At 48.0% G+C, this 19,519-nt stretch carries 17 protein-coding genes; 5 read left to right on the forward strand and 12 right to left on the reverse strand.

The window, feature by feature from the left end; genetic code table 11:
- Positions 1 to 33 precede the first annotated feature (33 nt).
- Positions 34 to 1,098, forward strand: a complete 1,065-nt coding sequence (locus tag AC0YNT_RS01065; RefSeq protein ID WP_475802947.1) for an HD-GYP domain-containing protein — start codon at positions 34 to 36, stop codon at positions 1,096 to 1,098.
- Between the two features lie 71 nt (positions 1,099 to 1,169).
- On the opposite strand, the gene sufB is transcribed toward AC0YNT_RS01065, so the two are convergent.
- The 6 genes from sufB to AC0YNT_RS01095 all read right to left on the reverse strand — a co-directional run bounded on the left by sufB (position 1,170) and on the right by AC0YNT_RS01095 (position 7,099).
- Positions 1,170 to 2,567 (reverse strand): Fe-S cluster assembly protein SufB, encoded by a 1,398-nt coding sequence (gene sufB, locus AC0YNT_RS01070; RefSeq protein WP_167280271.1) that lies wholly within the window; start codon positions 2,565 to 2,567, stop codon positions 1,170 to 1,172.
- A 27-nt stretch (positions 2,568 to 2,594) separates the two neighbouring features.
- A complete protein-coding gene (gene sufU / locus AC0YNT_RS01075; protein ID WP_167280272.1) occupies positions 2,595 to 3,020 on the reverse strand; it encodes a Fe-S cluster assembly sulfur transfer protein SufU in 426 nt (141 codons plus the stop codon).
- Complete coding sequence (locus AC0YNT_RS01080) at positions 3,007 to 4,233, reverse strand: cysteine desulfurase (protein ID WP_475802948.1); 1,227 nt, start codon at positions 4,231 to 4,233, stop codon at positions 3,007 to 3,009. Before AC0YNT_RS01080 ends, sufU begins: the two co-directional genes overlap by 14 nt.
- Complete coding sequence (gene sufD / locus AC0YNT_RS01085; protein WP_475802949.1) at positions 4,230 to 5,537, reverse strand: Fe-S cluster assembly protein SufD; 1,308 nt, start codon at positions 5,535 to 5,537, stop codon at positions 4,230 to 4,232. Before sufD ends, AC0YNT_RS01080 begins: the two co-directional genes overlap by 4 nt.
- A gap of 25 nt (positions 5,538 to 5,562) precedes the next feature.
- Positions 5,563 to 6,342, reverse strand: coding sequence for a Fe-S cluster assembly ATPase SufC (gene sufC / locus AC0YNT_RS01090; protein WP_475802950.1), 780 nt, complete (start codon positions 6,340 to 6,342; stop codon positions 5,563 to 5,565).
- A gap of 166 nt (positions 6,343 to 6,508) precedes the next feature.
- Positions 6,509 to 7,099, reverse strand: coding sequence for a DUF1802 family protein (locus AC0YNT_RS01095; RefSeq protein WP_475802951.1), 591 nt, complete (start codon positions 7,097 to 7,099; stop codon positions 6,509 to 6,511).
- Between the two features lie 201 nt (positions 7,100 to 7,300).
- Here AC0YNT_RS01095 and mtnK point away from each other — a divergent pair, with 201 nt between their 5' ends.
- Together mtnK and mtnA are read left to right on the forward strand one after the other, a co-directional pair.
- Positions 7,301 to 8,515 carry an S-methyl-5-thioribose kinase gene (gene mtnK / locus AC0YNT_RS01100; protein ID WP_475802952.1) on the forward strand — a complete coding sequence of 405 codons (1,215 nt, stop codon included), beginning with the start codon at positions 7,301 to 7,303 and terminating at the stop codon, positions 8,513 to 8,515.
- A gap of 36 nt (positions 8,516 to 8,551) precedes the next feature.
- Positions 8,552 to 9,607 carry an S-methyl-5-thioribose-1-phosphate isomerase gene (gene mtnA, locus AC0YNT_RS01105; RefSeq protein ID WP_475802953.1) on the forward strand — a complete coding sequence of 352 codons (1,056 nt, stop codon included), beginning with the start codon at positions 8,552 to 8,554 and terminating at the stop codon, positions 9,605 to 9,607.
- 82 nt (positions 9,608 to 9,689) lie between these two features.
- On the opposite strand, the gene AC0YNT_RS01110 is transcribed toward mtnA, so the two are convergent.
- A complete protein-coding gene (locus AC0YNT_RS01110) occupies positions 9,690 to 9,995 on the reverse strand; it encodes a YunC family protein (RefSeq protein WP_167280279.1) in 306 nt (101 codons plus the stop codon).
- 173 nt (positions 9,996 to 10,168) lie between these two features.
- Here AC0YNT_RS01110 and AC0YNT_RS01115 point away from each other — a divergent pair, with 173 nt between their 5' ends.
- Positions 10,169 to 10,621, forward strand: a complete 453-nt coding sequence (locus tag AC0YNT_RS01115) for a hypothetical protein (RefSeq protein WP_475802954.1) — start codon at positions 10,169 to 10,171, stop codon at positions 10,619 to 10,621.
- A 63-nt stretch (positions 10,622 to 10,684) separates the two neighbouring features.
- Here the strand turns inward: AC0YNT_RS01115 and AC0YNT_RS01120 are convergent, their stop codons facing one another.
- Both AC0YNT_RS01120 and AC0YNT_RS01125 read right to left on the reverse strand, forming a co-directional pair.
- Positions 10,685 to 12,586 (reverse strand): putative bifunctional diguanylate cyclase/phosphodiesterase, encoded by a 1,902-nt coding sequence (locus AC0YNT_RS01120; RefSeq protein ID WP_475802955.1) that lies wholly within the window; start codon positions 12,584 to 12,586, stop codon positions 10,685 to 10,687.
- A 588-nt stretch (positions 12,587 to 13,174) separates the two neighbouring features.
- Complete coding sequence (locus AC0YNT_RS01125; RefSeq protein WP_475802956.1) at positions 13,175 to 13,558, reverse strand: DUF423 domain-containing protein; 384 nt, start codon at positions 13,556 to 13,558, stop codon at positions 13,175 to 13,177.
- A 74-nt stretch (positions 13,559 to 13,632) separates the two neighbouring features.
- Here AC0YNT_RS01125 and AC0YNT_RS01130 point away from each other — a divergent pair, with 74 nt between their 5' ends.
- Positions 13,633 to 14,148, forward strand: coding sequence for a hypothetical protein (locus AC0YNT_RS01130; protein WP_475802957.1), 516 nt, complete (start codon positions 13,633 to 13,635; stop codon positions 14,146 to 14,148).
- Positions 14,149 to 14,208: 60 nt separating this feature from the next.
- On the opposite strand, the gene AC0YNT_RS01135 is transcribed toward AC0YNT_RS01130, so the two are convergent.
- The 3 genes from AC0YNT_RS01135 to AC0YNT_RS01145 all read right to left on the reverse strand — a co-directional run bounded on the left by AC0YNT_RS01135 (position 14,209) and on the right by AC0YNT_RS01145 (position 19,458).
- Positions 14,209 to 15,024: a hypothetical protein gene (locus AC0YNT_RS01135; protein ID WP_475802958.1), complete on the reverse strand. Its 816-nt coding sequence runs from the start codon at positions 15,022 to 15,024 to the stop codon at positions 14,209 to 14,211.
- Positions 15,025 to 15,199: 175 nt separating this feature from the next.
- On the reverse strand, positions 15,200 to 18,292 hold the full coding sequence (locus tag AC0YNT_RS01140; protein WP_475802959.1) for an AAA family ATPase: 3,093 nt from the start codon (positions 18,290 to 18,292) through the stop codon (positions 15,200 to 15,202).
- A complete protein-coding gene (locus AC0YNT_RS01145) occupies positions 18,289 to 19,458 on the reverse strand; it encodes an exonuclease SbcCD subunit D (protein ID WP_475802960.1) in 1,170 nt (389 codons plus the stop codon). The genes AC0YNT_RS01140 and AC0YNT_RS01145 overlap by 4 nt, the downstream gene beginning before the upstream one ends.
- Between the last annotated feature and the right edge of the window lie 61 nt (positions 19,459 to 19,519).

Consider the following 19,519-nt stretch of genomic DNA (forward strand, 5'->3'; position numbering starts at 1 on the left):
ATACCGTTCATAAATAACTATAGAGGTGCAACGATGAGGGTGCATATATCGGATTTAAAAAAGGGAGATATTTTGCTCAAGGACACCTTTAACGGATACGGCCTGCATGTTTTATCCAAAGGCACAATCCTGGAGCAAAAAGATATTGCCAAGCTGTTTCAACATCAAGTTGACTATGTTGACGTTGAGAACCGGACAACTACAGAGCAAGCTGTTCATCGCACATTAGAAACCTCAGTTCATCCCAAATGGCTGCCCAATGTGCGGCCTGATTATGAGAATGCAGTCAAAGGCTTCGAGGAATTATTCCTAAAAGCAAACACCGGTGGAATCCTCAAGCAAGACGAGGTTGCAGCTGCCTTCCAGCCTCTCCTGAAAAATTTCCAAATGGAACGCGATGTCGTTTCCATGCTTCTGCTCTTAAATACAGCAGATGATTATACCTATCAACACTCCGTTCAAGTGGGCATGTTGTCCTACTACTTGGCTTCATGGCTTGGCTACAGCGAATTGGAAGCGCTTGAAATCTCGAAAGCCGGGTATCTCCACGATATTGGCAAAAGTAAAATTCCAGACAGCATACTGAATAAGCCTGCTTCCTTAACCGATGAAGAATTTGAAGAGGTAAAGAAACATACGCTTTATGGCCATGACATTATACTTAACTCTTTCGAAAATCAATCGCCTTACCTTGCGATTAGCGCTCTTCAGCATCATGAACGTAATGACGGAAGCGGTTATCCACATGGCCTTACTGGTGAGCAGATTCATCCTGTCGCCAAAATTACAGCCGTCGTAGATATTTACAGTGCCATGATCTCGGAGCGTGTCTACAAGAAGAAACGTGACTTGTTCTACGTTCTGAAAGAACTGCACAAGATGAGCTTTAATGAGCTTGATGCCCATACAACACATACCTTTATTAAACATATGATTCCAAACTTTATAGGTAAAAAAGCAGTACTTGAATCTGGCGAAGTTGGTACAATCGTGATGACACATCCAACCGAGTTTTTCCGTCCGCTTATCCAGATCGGCGACCGCTTTATTGATCTTACAGTTGATCGTCAGTATGAGATCAAAGAAATTATCTTCTAATCTTCCGGCTAATAAAACAACAAAAATCCCGTCCTGTTGGACGGGATTTTTTGTTTGCCACCAAATATCGATTAACCGATCGAGCCTTCCATCTCAAACTTGATGAGACGGTTCATCTCAACCGCATATTCCATCGGAAGCTCTTTCGTGAATGGCTCGATGAAGCCCATTACGATCATTTGTGTTGCTTCAGCTTCGGAAAGGCCGCGGCTCATCAGGTAGAACAGTTGATCCTCGGATACTTTCGATACTGTTGCTTCATGCTCAAGTGTAATATTGTCGTTCATGATCTCGTTGTAAGGAATCGTATCGGATGTCGACTCGTTATCGAGGATGAGCGTATCACATTTGATGTTTGATTTCGCGCCTTCGGAGTTACGTCCAAACGATGCGAGACCACGGTACGTTACTTTACCGCCGTGTTTACTGATCGATTTCGATACGATTGTCGAAGTCGTGTCAGGAGCCAGGTGAAGCATTTTCGCGCCTGCATCCTGGTGTTGGCCTTTGCCTGCAACAGCGATGGACAATACCATACCTTTTGCGCCACGGCCTTTCAGGATTACTGCAGGGTATTTCATTGTCAGCTTGGAACCGATGTTACCGTCAACCCATTCCATTGTTGCGTTTTCTTCTGCAACCGCACGTTTTGTAACGAGGTTGTAGATGTTTGGCGCCCAGTTCTGGATTGTTGTATAACGGCAGCGAGCGTTCTTCTTAACGAGAATCTCTACTACTGCGCTATGCAGCGAGTTCGTGCTGTAGATCGGAGCTGTACAGCCTTCTACGTAGTGTACGAAGCTGTCTTCGTCAGCGATGATCAACGTACGTTCGAATTGACCCATGTTCTCGGAGTTGATACGGAAGTAAGCTTGCAGCGGAACTTCACATTTCACACCTTTTGGAACATAGATAAAGCTGCCGCCGGACCATACCGCACTGTTCAAAGCTGCGAATTTATTGTCCGTACGTGGAATGATTGTGCTGAAGTATTCTTTTACAAGGTCTGGATATTCACGAAGCGCTGTATCCATATCGGTGAAGATAACACCTTGCTTCTCCAGATCTTCTTGCATGCTGTGATAAACAACTTCGGACTCATATTGAGCCGATACGCCTGCAAGGAACTTTTGCTCCGCTTCAGGAATACCTAGTTTATCGAAAGTTTCTTTGATTTCCTGCGGTACTTCTTCCCATGTTTTACCTTGTTTCTCAGATGGCTTAACATAGTATTGGATGTCGTTGAAATCCAGATCATCCATGTCGCCGCCCCAGTTAGGCATTGGCATTTTGTTGAACTGCTCAAGCGATTTCAGACGGAATTCGAGCATCCATTGCGGTTCGCCCTTCATCTCGGAAATCGTACGTACGATTTCTTCAGTCAGACCTTTACCGGATTGGAAAACGGCTTTATGCTCATCACGGAAACCATATTTATAATCTTCCATTTCAGGCATTGTTCCTGCCATGGTGTTCACACTCCTTATTTACTCGTATTATACGTGCTGCTGTTCGATCCCTTTGCGCAAAGCGTTCCACGCCAGCGTCGCGCATTTGATCCGTGCAGGAAACTTGTTAACGCCAGACAAAGCTTCGATATCTTCGTTCTCATCAAACTCAACAGATTCACCCTTCATAAGTCCGGAGAATCGTTCAGCCAGATTAAGCGCCTCATCGTAAGTCTTGCCTTTAACAGCTTCTGTCATCATAGATGCAGAGCTAAGGCTGATGGAGCAGCCTTCTCCGCTGAATTTCGCATCGATTACTTTGCCATCCTCAACTTGAAGCTGAAGCGAAATGCGGTCGCCGCAAGTCGGATTATTCAAGTTGATTGTTACAGATTCAGCGTCCAAGGTTCCGCGGTTGCGTGGATTTTTATAATGATCCATGATGACTCGACGATATAAATCATCCAATTGCATGACCGAAGAACTCCTTTGTCCGGATGAGGCCTTCCACTAAGCGGTCGACTTCTTCCTCGTTATTGTATAGATAAAAGCTTGCTCTAGCTGTGGACGAAACATTCAGCCAGCGCATAAGCGGCTGGCAGCAATGATGACCTGCGCGTATTGCAATGCCATAAGAATCAAGTACGGTTGAAACATCATGTGGATGAATGTCGCCTAGATTAAAGGTAACAAGTCCAACACGATTGGCTTTAGGCCCGTAAATCGTAATATCATCAAGCTGCGACAGCTTCTCGTAAGCATATGCTGCCATGTGCTTCTCATGCTTGTCGATTTCGTCCATACCAATCTGTTCCAGGAAGTCAATCGCTGCCCCTAAACCTACAGCACCTGCAATAATCGGTGTGCCGCCTTCAAAACGGTAAGGAGCGTCCTTCCAAGTTGATTCATATAAATCAACGAAATCGATCATTTCGCCGCCAAATTCGATCGGCTCCATGTTCGCAAGAAGTGATTTTTTGCCGTACAAAGCACCGATACCTGTTGGACCGCACATTTTATGACCGGATAAACCGTAGAAATCGCAATCCAGATCCTGTACGTCAATTTTCATATGCGGAGTACTTTGTGCGCCGTCAACAACCATAACTGCACCGTTACGATGAGCGATAGCTGTAACTTCCTTGATCGGATTTACAACGCCAAGCACGTTCGATACATAAGTCATTGAGACGACTTTTGTATTAGACGTGATGGTTTGCTCGACATCAGCAAGTGAAATCGTGCCGTCTTGCTGCAGTGGAATGTACTTCAGCGTCGCACCGGTCGCTTTGGCTGCTTGCTGCCAAGGAATAAGGTTGGCATGATGCTCCATCGGCGTAATGACGATTTCATCGCCTTCCTTACATACACTGCGAGCATAGCTCGATGCGACTAGGTTAAGCGCCGTCGTTGTACCTCGTGTGAACACGATCTCTTCCGCCGACTTCGCATTTATAAACTTGGCTACCTTCTCCCGTGCACCCTCATAAGCGTCTGTCGCTCGCGATCCAAGCGTATGAACGCCGCGGTGCACATTCGAGTGATCCAGTTCGTAATAACGACTAACCGCATCAATGACGGAACGCGGCTTCTGGGAAGACGCCGCGCTGTCGAGGTACACGAGCGGATGCCCGTTTACCTTCTGATGCAGTATCGGGAATTGCTCCCGTACCGCTTCTATATTCATCCTTCAAGCTTCCTTTCGAGCAAACGCTGAAGCTGCTCGCGTACCGCATCAATCGGAATCTCCGATACGACAGGCGCCAAGAATCCATAAATAATTAAACGTTCAGCGTCTTGCTTGCTGATACCACGGGACATCAGGTAGTATACCTGCTCCGGGTTTACTTGGCCTACGCTTGCTGCGTGGCCTGCTTTAACATCATCTTCGTCGATCAATAGAATCGGGTTAGCGTCACCACGAGCTTTCGGGCTAAGCATCAGAACTTTTTCTGTTTGCACGCCGTTTGCTTTCGTTGCGCCCTTCTCGATTTTCGTGATGCCGTTAATGATAGCTGTAGCACTTTCTCTCATTACAGCGCGAGTAACCATGTTGCTTTCCGAGCTGCGGCCAAAGTGTACCGCTTGCGTCGTAAGGCTCATCTTTTGCTCTTTGCTGCCGATGCTGATTACTTTCGCGTCCGAATTCGAGCCGTTGCCTTTAAGGACAGACACCGTATCAGATACTGTAAAGCCATCGTTCAGATCACCGATTACCCATTCCATTTGACCGTCATTCTCAATAACTGCACGACGTAGCGTCATATCTACGCCATTGTCAGCCATATGATGAATAGAGCCAAAACGAACATGTGCACCAGACTTCACGAACACTTCAACAGCCGAATGATGAACAAATGGAGCATCAATCGTGCCTGGCTCGGATACTACATAGTCCACGTAAGTAACGGAGCTGTTGCTTTCCGCGACAATTAGAATATGTGGAGCAAACGCTGCGTCCGCTTTGTTGTTGAACAGCACAGCTTGCAGCGGAAGCTCAACTTCAACATTCTTCGGTACGTATACGAATACGCCGCCATTCCAAAGTGCTGCATGCATCGCAGTCAGCTTGTTATCGCCCTTCGATACAGCTTGGAACAAATATGGTTTAACGAGATCGGCATGCTCTTTGCATGCTGTCTCCAAATCTGTGAAAATAACGCCCTTCGCTGCAAGTTCTGCCGACAATTGCTTCAGAACTGCGCTTGAGTTGTGCTGAACGATAACGTTCTCCGTACCTTCAGCAACCAGCTCACGTACTACTTCCGGCAGTTCAGCAACTGAACCTACTGCTTTGCCTTGCTCATAAGCGCCAACTGCTGTCAAATTCCAGCGGTCAATACGCATTTTCTCCGGTTTTGGCCATTCAAGTGTGCCAGCCAGCTCAGCCGCTTCACCGCGAAGATCGACGAGCCATTGCGGTTCGCCTTTGCTCTTAGCAAGCGCTTCGGCCGATTGGCGGTCCGTCGGAGTCGTTAATTGTGTACTCATCCCGTTATGCTCCCTTCTCCGCCGATTAAGCTTGACCTACTGTTTCGTCAACAATACCAAGTTCTTCTTTAACCCAATCATAACCTTCGTTCTCAAGGCGCTCAGCAAGCTCAGGACCGCCCGATTTAACAATGCGGCCTTGCATCATAACGTGTACGAAGTCTGGCGTGATGTAGTTCAGCAAACGTTGGTAGTGAGTGATAATCAAGAATCCACGGTCTTCCGAACGCATAGCGTTAACGCCGTTAGATACGATTTTCAGTGCGTCGATGTCAAGACCGGAGTCAATTTCGTCAAGAACAACGATTTTCGGCTCGATCATAGCCATTTGCAAAATTTCGTTACGTTTTTTCTCGCCGCCGGAGAAGCCTTCATTCAGGTAACGGTGAGCGAACTCAGGGTTCATCTCAAGTTCCTTCATTTTCTTTTCCATTTGACGGATGAATTTGATCAGCGAGATTTCGCTGCCTTCTTCACGACGAGCGTTAATCGCGCTGCGAAGGAAGTCGGAGTTTGTTACACCAGGAATTTCGCTAGGATATTGCATAGCAAGGAACAGGCCAGCGCGTGCTCTCTCGTCAACGCTCATCTCCAGCAGGTCTTCGCCGTCAATTGTAGCGGAGCCTTCAGTTACTTCATATTTCGGGTGACCCATCAATGCGGATGCAAGAGTACTTTTACCAGTACCGTTAGGACCCATGATTGCGTGGATTTCTCCGCCTTTGATTTCAAGGTTAATACCTTTCAAAATTTCTTTTCCTTCGATCTCTGCTTTCAGGCCATCGATGACAAAATGTGTTGCCATAATATAGTTATCCCTCCAAGGTTGGTAATCGGTTTTTAGGCTCATCCCTATAAATAAATTTCCAAATGGGAATATTATAGAGTGATTCTCAATGATTCTCAATAATTATTTTATTATAAGTTTTGTTATAAATCAATGCGGGAACGCCTCGAGACTGGAATTCTATTCACTTTGACGTATTTCTTCCTATTAATGCTTGTTTGATTAGCGCTGCCTGATGATTAAATTGTTCATCGGTCAAAACCGGCTTCATAACTGGCTTAGGCATTCCCTCTTCCAGTTCTACCCAAGACTTGCAGCCGTTATAAGTAGACTTCATCGGTAATTCGATAGGTTCTTCCAAACGGTATACCCGAAGCAGCAGCAGATGCAACGGCTTCGTACGCTTCCATTTGAGCCGCTCCTCTGCAAATGTATCCGTCCAAATGTGATACTCTCGAATCCGGTCCAGCGTCTCCTGATCCGTAATCTCGATATCCTCTACCGCCTCTGCATAAGAGCTCAGCTTGATCGACGCCATGTCAGGTGTCCACCCCTCCATCGTTCCTGGGATCTGGCCCTGATAATCTGCTTTAAGCAAATGCTCCTTCTGGTGCTCGTAAGCCGGCATGAGGTAGAAGCCCGGGCTTACCAATTGAAAGTCCCGTGTCTCCTCAATAATTCCACCTTTACGCATAACAAGCATAAGATGCCCTTCCTGCAGCGCTTTTACCGTTACGGCCCATTCCTTTAATGCGACCGGGTAGTTAGCCTCCATGATAATAATCAACCCCCTACAAAGAATTGTGAAACAATTCTTTCTTCGTAAACAACTGCTTAACGATACTTGTCCTTTGTCACGTTACATTATATCATTTGAAGGTATTCCAAGGCGAAATAATATCCGCTATACTATGTTGAGGAGTTTACTTGGCATTGTTATGCCATTTTATAATATGAAATCGGAGGTGGACGAACCATGTCTGCTTATCATCCATTAACTGAACAAGAAGCGATTGCGATCGCTGGCAGCATTGAAGGATTTTTCCCTGCAGGGGCTGCTTTAAACTGCCGTGAAATCGGCGACGGTAACTTGAATCTTGTCTTCCATATTACTGATGCTGCGAGCGGGAAGAGCCTTATTATGAAGCAAGCTCTCCCTTATGCAAAGGTTGTTGGCGAATCATGGCCTCTATCCCTTGACCGCGCACGAATCGAAAGCGAATCGCTGATCCTTCAGAACAAGCTCGCTCCTGGACTTGTACCTGCTGTATACAAATACGATCCAGAGCTTGCCCTTACAATTATGGAAGATCTAAGCGATCACCTGATTATGCGCCAAGGCCTGATTAATGGCATTCGTTATCCGAAATTCGCTGAAGATATTTCGACCTTTATGGCGAATACACTGTTCTTTACTTCGGATCTTGGCTTGAACCAGCAGGAGAAAAAGCTGCGCGTCAAAGAGTTCATTAATCCGGATTTGTGCAAAATAACGGAAGACCTTATTTTCGACGATCCTTATACGGTCTCCGCTAACAATAATATTGAACCGGCGATTGAAGATGCTGCAGCTGCATTGCGTGAGGACAAAGCGCTTCATCTCGAAGTAGCCCTGCTCCGCGAGAAGTTCCTGACAAGTGCACAAGCGTTACTTCATGGTGACCTTCATACAGGAAGCGTGTTTGCCACACCGGAATCGACAAAAGTCATTGACCCGGAGTTTGCTTATTACGGCCCTATCGGCTTTGATATCGGCGCGGTTATTGCTAACCTGCTGCTGAATTACGCTGGACAAGGCCATTGGACTAAAAACGAGAATGAGCTTGCTGATTTCCGCGGTTATCTGGTTGAGTCCGTTCGCGACACCTGGACCAAGTTCGACCAGAAATTCCGTGCATTATGGAATGAGCATGGTGTTGACCGCATCGCTAACACGACGCCTGGTTATCAGGATCTGTACATGAGCCGCCTGCTTCAAGATGCAATCGGTTATGCCGGTTGTAAAATTGTTCGCCGTGTCGTAGGACTGGCACATGTCGCTGACATTGCTACCATTCCAGATTCGGCTGCACGCGAACGCGCACAGCGTTTGGCGCTTGAGATTGGTACATCCCTTATTCATTTGAACCGCCGTGCGACTTCCATTGAACAAGCAATCGACGTTATTCTGACTGCTGAAGCGAAGCATTAATAATAAGCAATACTGAGCGAAGAGAGGATTTACAAGATGACTACAACAAGCTACACAGGCCTGCAATCCGTCATTTGGCATGACGATAAGCTTGATCTGCTCGACCAACGGCTGCTGCCGGAAGAAATCGTTTATTTGCCGCTCGAGACGTCGGAGGATGTCTGGGAAGCTATTCGCCACCTGAAAGTAAGAGGTGCTCCGGCGATTGGTATTGCAGCAGCGTACGGCGTAGTGCTCGGAAGCCGCTCGGCTGAATCTGCTGAGGAATGGCTGACAGCTGTTCATAAAGCTGCAGAATATCTTGCGACCTCCCGCCCTACAGCAGTTAATCTGTTCTGGGCACTTGACCGGATGAAAGCTCGCGCTGAGGCCATTGCTGCTGAAGGCTTGACGCTGGAAGGCACGAAGCAAGCACTTATTACAGAAGCCATTGCCATTCAAAGTGAAGATGAAGAGACCAATCGTATGATTGGCGAGCATGCCCTTTCTCTGTTCCAGGATGACATCGGAGTCCTCACTCATTGCAACGCTGGCGGCCTTGCTACAGCCAAATACGGTACAGCACTTGCCCCATTCTATCTTGCTAAAGAACGTGGCATGAACATTCGTGTATTTGCAGACGAGACTCGTCCTGTTCTGCAAGGCGCAAGACTTACTGCTTTTGAGCTCCATCAAGCTGGTATAGATGTCACACTAATTTGTGATAACATGGCCGGTCATGTCATGTCCAAAGGCTGGGTTAATGCCGTTATCGTCGGCACGGACCGCGTTGCGGCGAACGGTGATGTTGCTAATAAGATCGGCACTTACAGCGTTGCTGTATTGGCAAAAGCTCATGGCATTCCGTTTTATGTAGCCTGCCCGCTCTCTACCATCGATCTTAATACGCCTACAGGCTCTGAAATTCCGATCGAGGAACGTAATGCGGAAGAAATTACTGAAGGCTTCGGTAAACGTACTGCTCCGCAAGGCGTGAAGGTATACAATCCGGCATTTGATATTACGCCAAATGAGTACGTTACGGCTATTATTACGGAAAAGGGCATTATTGAGGCGCCTTTTGATGTGAATTTGAAGAAACTGTTTGAATAACATTACAAACAATATATAAATCAATTAGAGGCAGTCTCCTGCTTAAACGCCGGAGGCTGCCTCTTTGTTATGCACTCGAGTGCTATATCATCAAGCGGAGCGCATCTGCGCCATTCATACCAACAACGATGCCTAGCGTTTCCGCGGTAGTTGTTACGGATTCTAGAGGCGCCGCAAGCAGTTCCTCTAATGTTTTCACCCCAACTGCTCTACCAGCAATAATCTCTCTATCCTTCAGTCGGTCATTAAGAAGCCCTACATCCAAGGCACCGCACATAATATACCCTCTATCCGTGGATATAGAAAGCAGCGTCGTTTTCGGCAGCTTAACTTCAACGCCAAGCGCAATAACCCCGTCCCCAAGAGGCACAGGAACCATTCTCATCATTTTAGGACACCTCCTTCACTTCAAGGCCATGACAGGTCAGTTCGAACCGCAACAACATTATATGCAAAACCTTCTCAGCAGTGTTGGTCAGACGCTGATTTTAGGACTACATAGACGCCTGATTTGATGTTATATTTATTAAGGTATTATTAACTATTTAGTCCGGAGGAACTATGAACCCAACACAATCGGCCCGCACAAACTCATATGTATTCCAGGTTGAATTACTCATTGAAAGCGGTAACAATGGTGAGGCTTTGGAGAAGCTTATTAATGCGCTAAACCAAGGGGCAATTACTGACTATCGCATATTAAACGGCATCCAACTGGGGCAGCTCATTGATCAGCGTAAATCGGAATTGCCAGACAGACAGACAGTCCCTATAGCTCCACCTGCGAAGCCGAATACCTCAGCCTCTAACAGCGGATTCGATTCTATCCGGGCTTTTATGAAAAGTAATAAATTAATACGGTTGATCGTCAATAAAGGGCTTGGTATAAAGCTCAGCATCCCCTGCCGAATTCTTAATGTTGATGAGGATGGGAATCTAATAACGGTCTACCATGTAGATGAGAAGCAAGTGTATACGTTTAGAATGAATGAAATTGAAGACTTTCAGGACTAATGGAAACAGAAAACAACCCCCTTACGGATTTCCGTACGGGGGTTGTTCTGTATAATCTTATCATTATTGAATAAAGGCCGCTCCAAGCATTTGTTCGATAGCCGCGCTAGACACAGGAGGACTCCAGAAATAGCCTTGCATTTCGTCACAGCGGTGTTTTCTCAGAAACTCCATCTGTTCTTCATTCTCAACACCTTCGGCGATAACTTGAATGTTCAAGTTATGCGCCATAGCGATTATGGCCGCTACAATCTCCGCATCGCTTGGGTCCTGCTGAATATCTCTTACGAACGAGCGGTCGATCTTCAGGCGATCGATCGGGAAGTTCTTTAAATAATGGAATGAGCTGTACCCCGTACCGAAATCATCAACACTAATGCCAACGCCCATATCTGTAAGCTCAAGCAGGCAGCGAGATACATGTCCCGTATCCATTGTCATTGATTCGGTAATTTCCAAATCGAGATACTCCGGTTTTAATCCTGTTTTCTCCAGCACCGAGGCTACCTTACTTGATAGATCCTGCTGAACAAACTGACGTATCGACAGATTAACCGATACCGGCATCGGCGGAAGCCCTGCATCCTGCCAAGCTTTATTCTGGCGGCAAGCTTCCTCAAGCACCCAATCACCAATCTGTATGATCATGCCGCTTTCCTCAGCGATCGGAATAAACTCACCTGGTGCAATCATTCCTTTAACAGGATGTCTCCACCTTACAAGTGCCTCTACTCCAACCATCATTCCGGATACCAGATCATATTGCGGCTGATAATGGAGAATAAACTCACTGCGTTGAATAGCCCGATACATCTCATGCTGAAGTGTCAAACGTTCGAACGATGAGTTGCTCCAGCTTTCGGAGTACATCATACAGTCATTCTTGCCGCTTTCCTTCACCTTCACCAGTGCAATATCGGCTTTCTTCAAGAGCATGTATCCATCATCCTCTTGGATCATGCTTGTTACCGCTCCAAGGCTCGCTGTTATATGTAAAGGGAAGCCCTTTAATTCAAATGGTTCATCAATCGCATGCAACAGACTACGTGCCAATTCGTGAAGCTCGGATTCCGACTCAACATTTTGGAACAGTAAGGCGAACTCATCACCTTCCATACGCGCCATAATACCTTGGTCTCCCAGTGCAGAGGTCAGCCGCTCCGCAACCTGCATAAGCAGCATATCACCAAATTCACGTCCAAAAGAGGCATTTACCAGCTTAAAGCGATCTAAATCCAAATAACATAAACCTATCATTAGATCCTGCTCTCTGGCGAGTGCAAGACTTTCATTTAATCGAATATGGAATAATGTCCGGTTCGGAAGTCCTGTCATATCGTCATAATAAGCCATATACCGAATCCGCTCTATATTACGCTTCCGGTCGCTTAAATCTTGACTGACAATGATCGTTCCAATGACTTCGTCTTCCTTCAACATCGGTGCACTAATCATCTGCAGCTCGAGCGGAAAACCGGAGCGATGTGTAATATTAATGTTGCGCTGCTCAGACTTCCCTTGAAGGGCTTGTTCCATCATCTCCTGCAAGCTGTTCCGGCTTCCCGGCTCAACTAAAGGAGCAAGAGCTGTCCCAAGCAGTTCTGATCGTGAATACCCTAGCGTATTGCTTGAGGCAATATTCATTTCCATAATGACGCCATCCCGATCAAGTATTGCAAGCGGAACAGCTTCTGATTGCAGCAATGTCTCTACAATTGGCGTATGGAAGTTCCGAAACCCAATCATTCGACGGTCCTTAACATAAAAGAAGATCGTTATTGCCAATGCCAAAACGGCAATTATTGAAGCCGTCCATTCCAACACGGGGTCGGCATTCCTATATAAGGCAGCTGTAAGGAACAGCGCCGCGGCAATTGATATCGTAAGAGCGGCTGTCCGCAGCATGGCAAATGACTGCGAAATTCGAAGCCGTCTATTAGGCGAGCCGTCCATCCGTTTCGTCACGCACCAACTTCCTTCCTCTTGTCAGGTCAAGCGAGTGTTAGCACCATTATAAACGAAATGATCTTTGCGGTATAGAAATATTTACTAAAACGATAAGAACTGTTTGTAGAAATTAGGCGAGTTATGTCGAAAAGTAAGGTAATTCGCCAGTTTCATTCTGATTCCTATAGCATTTCAGACCTATAATTATCAATAATCTGACACTAGACATCTCATTCTAAAGCAGGACCAAACAGCCAGATCATTATCACACCACTTCAATTTAACCCCCTCCAAGCTAGGTTGGATTTGCTCCAATATAACAGTCCCAGAGGACAAGCCGACAAATATTTCGTTGGATTTACTACAGTCTTTTTGAATCAAAGTGATTTATTCTCGCCTATTCAAGCGCGATTATGCTGTATGAAATCCAATATAGAGGATGGCATTTGATTAATGACCCGAAATCCCTGTATGAAATCCAATCTGGCGAGTTGAGTTGATAGTTAGCGTTGAAGGTTGTACTACTGTTAGACAAAGAAAAGCCTCCTTCACAGCTTGTTAAGTGGTGAAGGAGGCTCTTTATTACCTTATAGTGAGCTATTTGTTTTATGCATTCTTCCGTGCACGCAGTGCTGCCGCTGCAATATAACCCCAGCCAACTAGGAAGGCTACGCCGCCAAGTGGTGTGATTGCTCCAAGGACTGAAATGTCGCTGAGTGCCAGCGCGTATAAGCTGCCGCTGAATAATACGATACCAATGAGAAGAAGACGGGCTCCAACTCTTACAAGCTTCGTATCGCCAATCCGGTCAGCAAGCAGAGCGACAAGCATTAAGGCTAATGCGTGATACATATGATAACGAACACCGGTCTCGTACACTTCCAGCATATCCTCTGACAAAGTATCCTTCAGACCGTGGGCACCAAAGGCACCTAGAGCAACCGCCAAAGCAGCGCCAATAGCACCGTATGCAAAATATTTATGAGACATCTTATTTTCATCCCTTTCATGTTTGTGTATAATCTTACAAGTAAATCCACTTATTCCAAAGGAGTCGATCTTTCTTGGAGGAACCACGTAATCCTATACAGCCGGACCAGGATACGAATGCAGCCGAAAATCCTGAACAGACTTATGATAACCCTTACGCATCCAGGCCTTCGTTCAAGTCACCACCACCAAGAGAGAACCAACCTCTGAAACAATCAGGCTTAGGTATAGCATCTTTCATCTTGGCGCTTGTGACGGTACTCCTAGTTGTTGGTGCTTTCATCAGCGCGGCTGTCTTCGCCAGCAACGTCTCGGATGATCCACAAACCTTCCTGAATGAACTAGAAAACATCAATGGCGAGGCTCTTCCATCTAACATTGTGCCTATTCTTATTGCAGGCTTCTGTATGCTCGCGTCTGTCGGTGTTGCTATTATTGGTCTTATCCTTGGGATCATTGGCGCAGCTTCGAAGACTCGGCGTAAAACATTCGCGATTATCGGAATTGTGTTAAACGGTCTAGTCGTGCTCGTAACTGTCGGCCTAGTTATTATAGGTCTTGTCTCCGCTGCTGCGCAATCGACAATTTAGCAACAAATACAAAGAAGAGGCCGTCTCACAGGGACGGCCTCTTCTTTGTATTTGTTGCTCCTATACGAGCTGGTTCGAAACGCTTTTATTAATGGCTGCTATCTTGTTTTCATAACCTTCAATTTTGATCTGCTGAGCAGAAATTTGTTGGACGACACTAACGAGTGTTGTGAGTGAACGGATAGCTGTCTTCCCATCATAGCTGCGAAGCGCATACAGCAAGTCACTCCACTCGGCAGATTTCTGCTTGTTCAGTTGGCTGATCGCCGACTTTGCCGTTGACACTTGCTGCTCCTGTGTATTAATCGCATCAAGCTGAGTGCGCAGCCGTTTCATTTTGTCGCTTGCGGATGATTTCGCTGAGCTAAGTGTACTTTGAGCCGTTCGTATTTCCTCTTTGGCACCTTTCACCGATATTTCAAGCAGATCAACTTTCAGCTGTACAGCCGCTGTCAGCTCCTTAATCCCATATTTCCTTGCTGCCTTTAATTCAGCTTGAGCAACTGCATACTTATCAAACAAGGGCTGGTAATACTGCTTCAGCTGCGTGACCTTCCGGTCCAGTGCTTCCAGCTTCGACTTGTCAATTAACTTGATCTTCTGCCGGACCTCAGACTCCTTGTCGTCATTTGTCTTGCTCGTAGCCTTGAGCCTCGTATCGCGATCCCCTATTGCGTTTTGCTGCTGGATAAAGCTTTGGTAAAGCGACTGCAGCTTGGCCGAGTCACTAGACGATAATGCCGCCTTTGTCTTGTCGAACTGCTTCTGCGCTGTTGCGGACAACGTGTTCACTGCTGCTTCTGTAACAGCAGCCGGCAGCAGAGCAGACAACAATAAGGTAAGAAACATAACTGCCGTCAACATTCGAGATTTCATACGAATAAATCCTCCTTGTTTATTGGTCACAGCGGATGCAGATAAACGCAAAAAAGCACCCTTCAAACCAAGCCAATAGGCTGGTTCGAAGGGTGCTTCCCTTACGATCATTGCGCGTTGCCGCATATGTTCTTTCACTATACGGTCAGCTCTAGGATGGTGTCAAGTGCTGACATTATTTTACCGAAATAGACGTTCGGCTATAACCTTCCTTCGTCTTGTATACTTCAAGACTTGCAGGGAAAGCCTGCTTTAATTCCTGCACGTGAGAGATAACGCCAATCATACGGCCTGAACGCTGCAGATCTACTAGTGCCTCGATCGCTTTGTTCAGAGAGTCTTCATCAAGGGAACCAAAGCCTTCATCAATGAACATCATTTCAATGGAGACACCGCCTTGATACGATTGAATAACATCCGTCATCCCTAGCGCCAGGCAAAGCGAAGCATTAAATTTCTCGCCGCCAGACATTGTCTTCACATCACGATTCTGCCCCGTATAAGCATCGTAAACATCAAGACCAAGACCACTCTGCTTTCCGCGTGTCTCCAGCCGGTCGCTTCGTTGCAGAACGAACTGTCCGCCAGACAGATGACGGAGCCGAGCATTCGCCGCATGCAAAATCTGCTCCAAATATTCAATAAGGATATAACGTTCGAATGAGATTTTGAGTGCATTGTCACCTTTAAGCATTTGGTACAAATCAAGCACCTGCGCAAGCTTCGCCTCGAGCTCCTTCACTCTTACAGACGCTTGATCAATGGATGTCTTCAGTCTTTCGGCATCATCGGCGAAACGTGCCGCGATCTGCAAAGCATTACCTGCTGCTTCAATACGTCGTTTCATGTCCGTTATCTCGGCGTTCAGGAGCTCGATATCTGCCTGCTCTTTGCCGGCAAGCTCCAGTTCGAGCTCGTCAATCCGCTTCCTCACAGCTGCGACAGCCGTTTTGTAAGCTTCGATCTGAGCTTTAAGCGTCCGGCTCTCCGGCTCCGGCATATGCGCCTCCTGGAAGCTTGTCATAGAATCAAACTCCGCTTTGACTAGTTCTTCTTCCAGACGTTTCACCGCAAGCGCCATGTTGTTTTTTGCATCAATCAGCTGCAGCTCAGTTTGCTCCGCATGTGCCTGCTCCTCTGCGAACTTGGCGCGCATTCGAAGCAATTGGTCCTGCGCATCCTTCCAAGCTGCGGCAAGAGATTCCGCTAAGAAACGCTGCTCCTTCAGCCGGAGTTCCATTAGCTTTGGTGAACGAAGGGACTCTGGAATACGCTCAAGCTCTTTCGACAGTGCCGACTGCTTAGCACCTTTCTCTACCGCAATCTGTTGCTGCTCCGCCTGCAGCTGATCCTTCGCCTGGTGCAGCCGATCAAGCTGCTGCTCCAGCTCTTCTGCCTTCAGCTTCAGCTGCTTGGATTGCTCTGCTTGCTTCTGCAGACGTTCCGCTTCCTCATTCAGCTGCTTCCAGCGCTGCCTCAAGGAAGTCTGCTGCTCTGCTAGTCCAGATGCTTCGGCGCCATACTCCGCCAGCTCTGCCGCACTGCCTTCCCAGCTCGAACGTGCAGAAGCAGCCTGAAGCTTGGCTTCGTTCAACTCACGTTCAACCTGCGTGAGCTGCTCTTTCGCCAGTTGAAGCTGCTCCCGTGAAGGCACAGCTTCCGCTGTAACAACTTTACCTGGATGCTCCTCACTTCCGCATACCGGACATGGCTGACCGTCATGAAGATGGGCGGCCAACAGGCTTGCCTGCCCTTCAATCCAGATCCGCTCTAACTGATCATGCTCATCACGTTTATGAGTAAGAGATTGGGTCCTCTCTTCAATAAGGGTAGAGTAAACAGCAAGTTCCTTCTCCAATTCAATCAGCTTGGAAATATACTTGCCTGTCTGCAGCACCTGACTCCGCTGCTCGATAATAGCGGGCAGCAGCTCGGCATCGCTCTCGAAGGCTTTGACCTGCGCCGCAAGCGCCTGCTTTGCTTCCTTCGCTTCGGCGATTTGTGCCTCTGCAGCTGCAAGCTTCGTGGCTCCGCTCTTCTCCGCAGCAGCGAGCTGCTCCACCGCTACGCGCTGCGCCTCCAGCGTCTGCACGGCTGGCGCCAGCTCCGCCAGCCTGTGCAGCTCGCGCTCTGCTGCCTGCCGATCCTCACCGCGTTCCTCCTCGCGGCGATACCGCTCCTCAGCTGCCGCAAGCGCCTCCTTCGCGGCATCCGCCGCCTTGCGCCGCATATCGCGTGCCTGCTGCTTCGCTGCAGCATCCCGCTCCGCTCGGCTTGCCTGCTCCGCATACGGCACAAGCAGCGCCGCGCGTTCCGCGAGCAAAAGCCGCCGCTCGCGCTCCGCATACTCGCTGCGCTGCGCCGCTAGCTGCTCCTGCTTCGCCTTCTCGCCAGCCAGCTCGGCGAACCGCGCCTGAAGCGCCAGCTCCCCGCGCAGCGCCAGCTCCTGCTCATCAAGCATCCGCTGCAGCTCTTTTTTCCCCGCTTCACCTTCCGTCATAAGCTGGCTATAGTAGTTGATCTCCTGCTCCAAAGCTTCCGACAGCTGCGCAGCACTATACAGCTCTTGAGCAAGAGTCTGCGCAAGCGTACTGCCTTCTCTTCTTGGAATATTGTCCGCTGCCTGCTTCATGAAATGATCAACGCTGATCTTTGCTTCCTTCAGAGAATCGCCAAGCTCCCGGTTCTGCTGCTGAAATCGCGTCTCGAGCCGTTGATACAGCTCCGTCCGGAAGATACGTCGCAAAATCTCTTCTTTGTTATCCGTATCCGATGTAAGCAGCTTACGGAATTCGCCTTGCGGCAGCATGACGATCTGATTAAACTGCTCCTTCGAGAGGCCAATAATCGTCTCAAGCTTGGAGTTCACATCCCCAACCGTAAACCGGTCAACGACTGGAACCACCTCGCCGTCTGTCAATTCATATAGCTCCGCTTTACCGCCTGTTTCGCTCTTATTCGTGCCTTTCCGGTGAGGAAGCTGACGGAAAATCCGATAGGTCCGGCGTCCAACCGCAAAATCCAATTCTACCGCTGTATGCTTCTCATCGTCAGCGAAATGACTACGCAGCATACGCGGCTCCGAGCGGTCTTCACCACTTGCCGTGCCGTAAAGCGCAAAACAAATCGCATCAAAAATCGTCGTTTTACCCGCTCCGGTGCTGCCGGAAATAACAAACAGCCGATGCTGGCCAAGTTCGCCAAAATCAACGATCTCTGCGTCCCGGTATGGACCAAAGGCCGTCATCGTAATTTTGAGAGGTCTCATCGTACTTCACCCTCCTCTCGAAGCAATCCACCAAACGCATCTGCAAACAGCTTTTTCTTTGGCTCATCCAGCGGTACACCTTTCACTTCCAGATAAAATGATTCAAATAAGCTGACCGGATCCGCTTCACTTCTGCGTGCAGCCTCCTCCGGTGTATCCCCTGCATCGCTTGTTCCGCGGAGAGCCGTTACTCTACGCTCCACATGCAGCGCATTTGGATAAACCGCCCGAACCTTTTCCATCGGGAAAAGCACGGGGTTATCATTCAGCAGCGTAACGAATACGTAATCATCACATACCGGATGAGCTTCAATCTCTTCAATTGGGCCCGTAATCCGCCGCATATCACGCAAAGGCTTCAGCTCACGCTTTTCAACAGCGACATTCCCGTCTCCATCTATGTTCACGACCAAATAACCTTTGTTGTGATGCTCCTCGGATATGGAGTATTTCAGAGGCGAACCGGCGTATCTGATTTTTTCACTGCCGACAAAATGCGCCTGATGTAAATGCCCCAGCGCGGTATAATGGAAGGGCTCGAAATACGCAGCCCGAACATGCTCGGCACCACCAATCGCTAGAGGGCGTTCCGAATCACTAGTATTAGGCTCAGCAGCACCAGTCGCCGTCACGAAAGCATGTCCGACTAAAATATGTCTTGCCGCCGGATCCATTTGCCCGGTAATGCGGCTCGTAATCGCTAGCATCGCCTCATCATGTGTCCGGATGCTCTCGTCATTAAAAGCATGACGCACCTGTGCAGGATCGGCATAAGGCACAAGATGCACATGCACCTCGCCGTCCGCATCCTTCAGCACAACAGGCTTATGCTCCTCCCGCAGCCTTCCGGCAATATGAAGCCCACGGCTCTCCATCATCGCGGTCCCGAAGTCGATCCGATCCGGGCTGTCATGATTACCGGAGATAGCAAGCACTGGCGTATCCAGCTCAACTACGATTTGTTCCAGCAATTCATCCAGCAGATCAACCGCTTCCGTTGGCGGAACAGCCCTGTCGTACAGGTCGCCAGCAATAATGACCGCATCCGGCCGTTCTTCCTCAATTGCACGTACAAATTGCTCCAGCACATAACGCTGGTCTTCAGTCATATATACACCCTGCACAAGCTTGCCTAAATGCCAGTCTGCAGTATGAAAAAATTTCACTCTATGAACATCCCTTTCCATCCTACTGTACCTAGATACCGTAACCGTACATATATTCGCG

This window comes from Paenibacillus sp. J22R56, assembly GCF_056269375.1.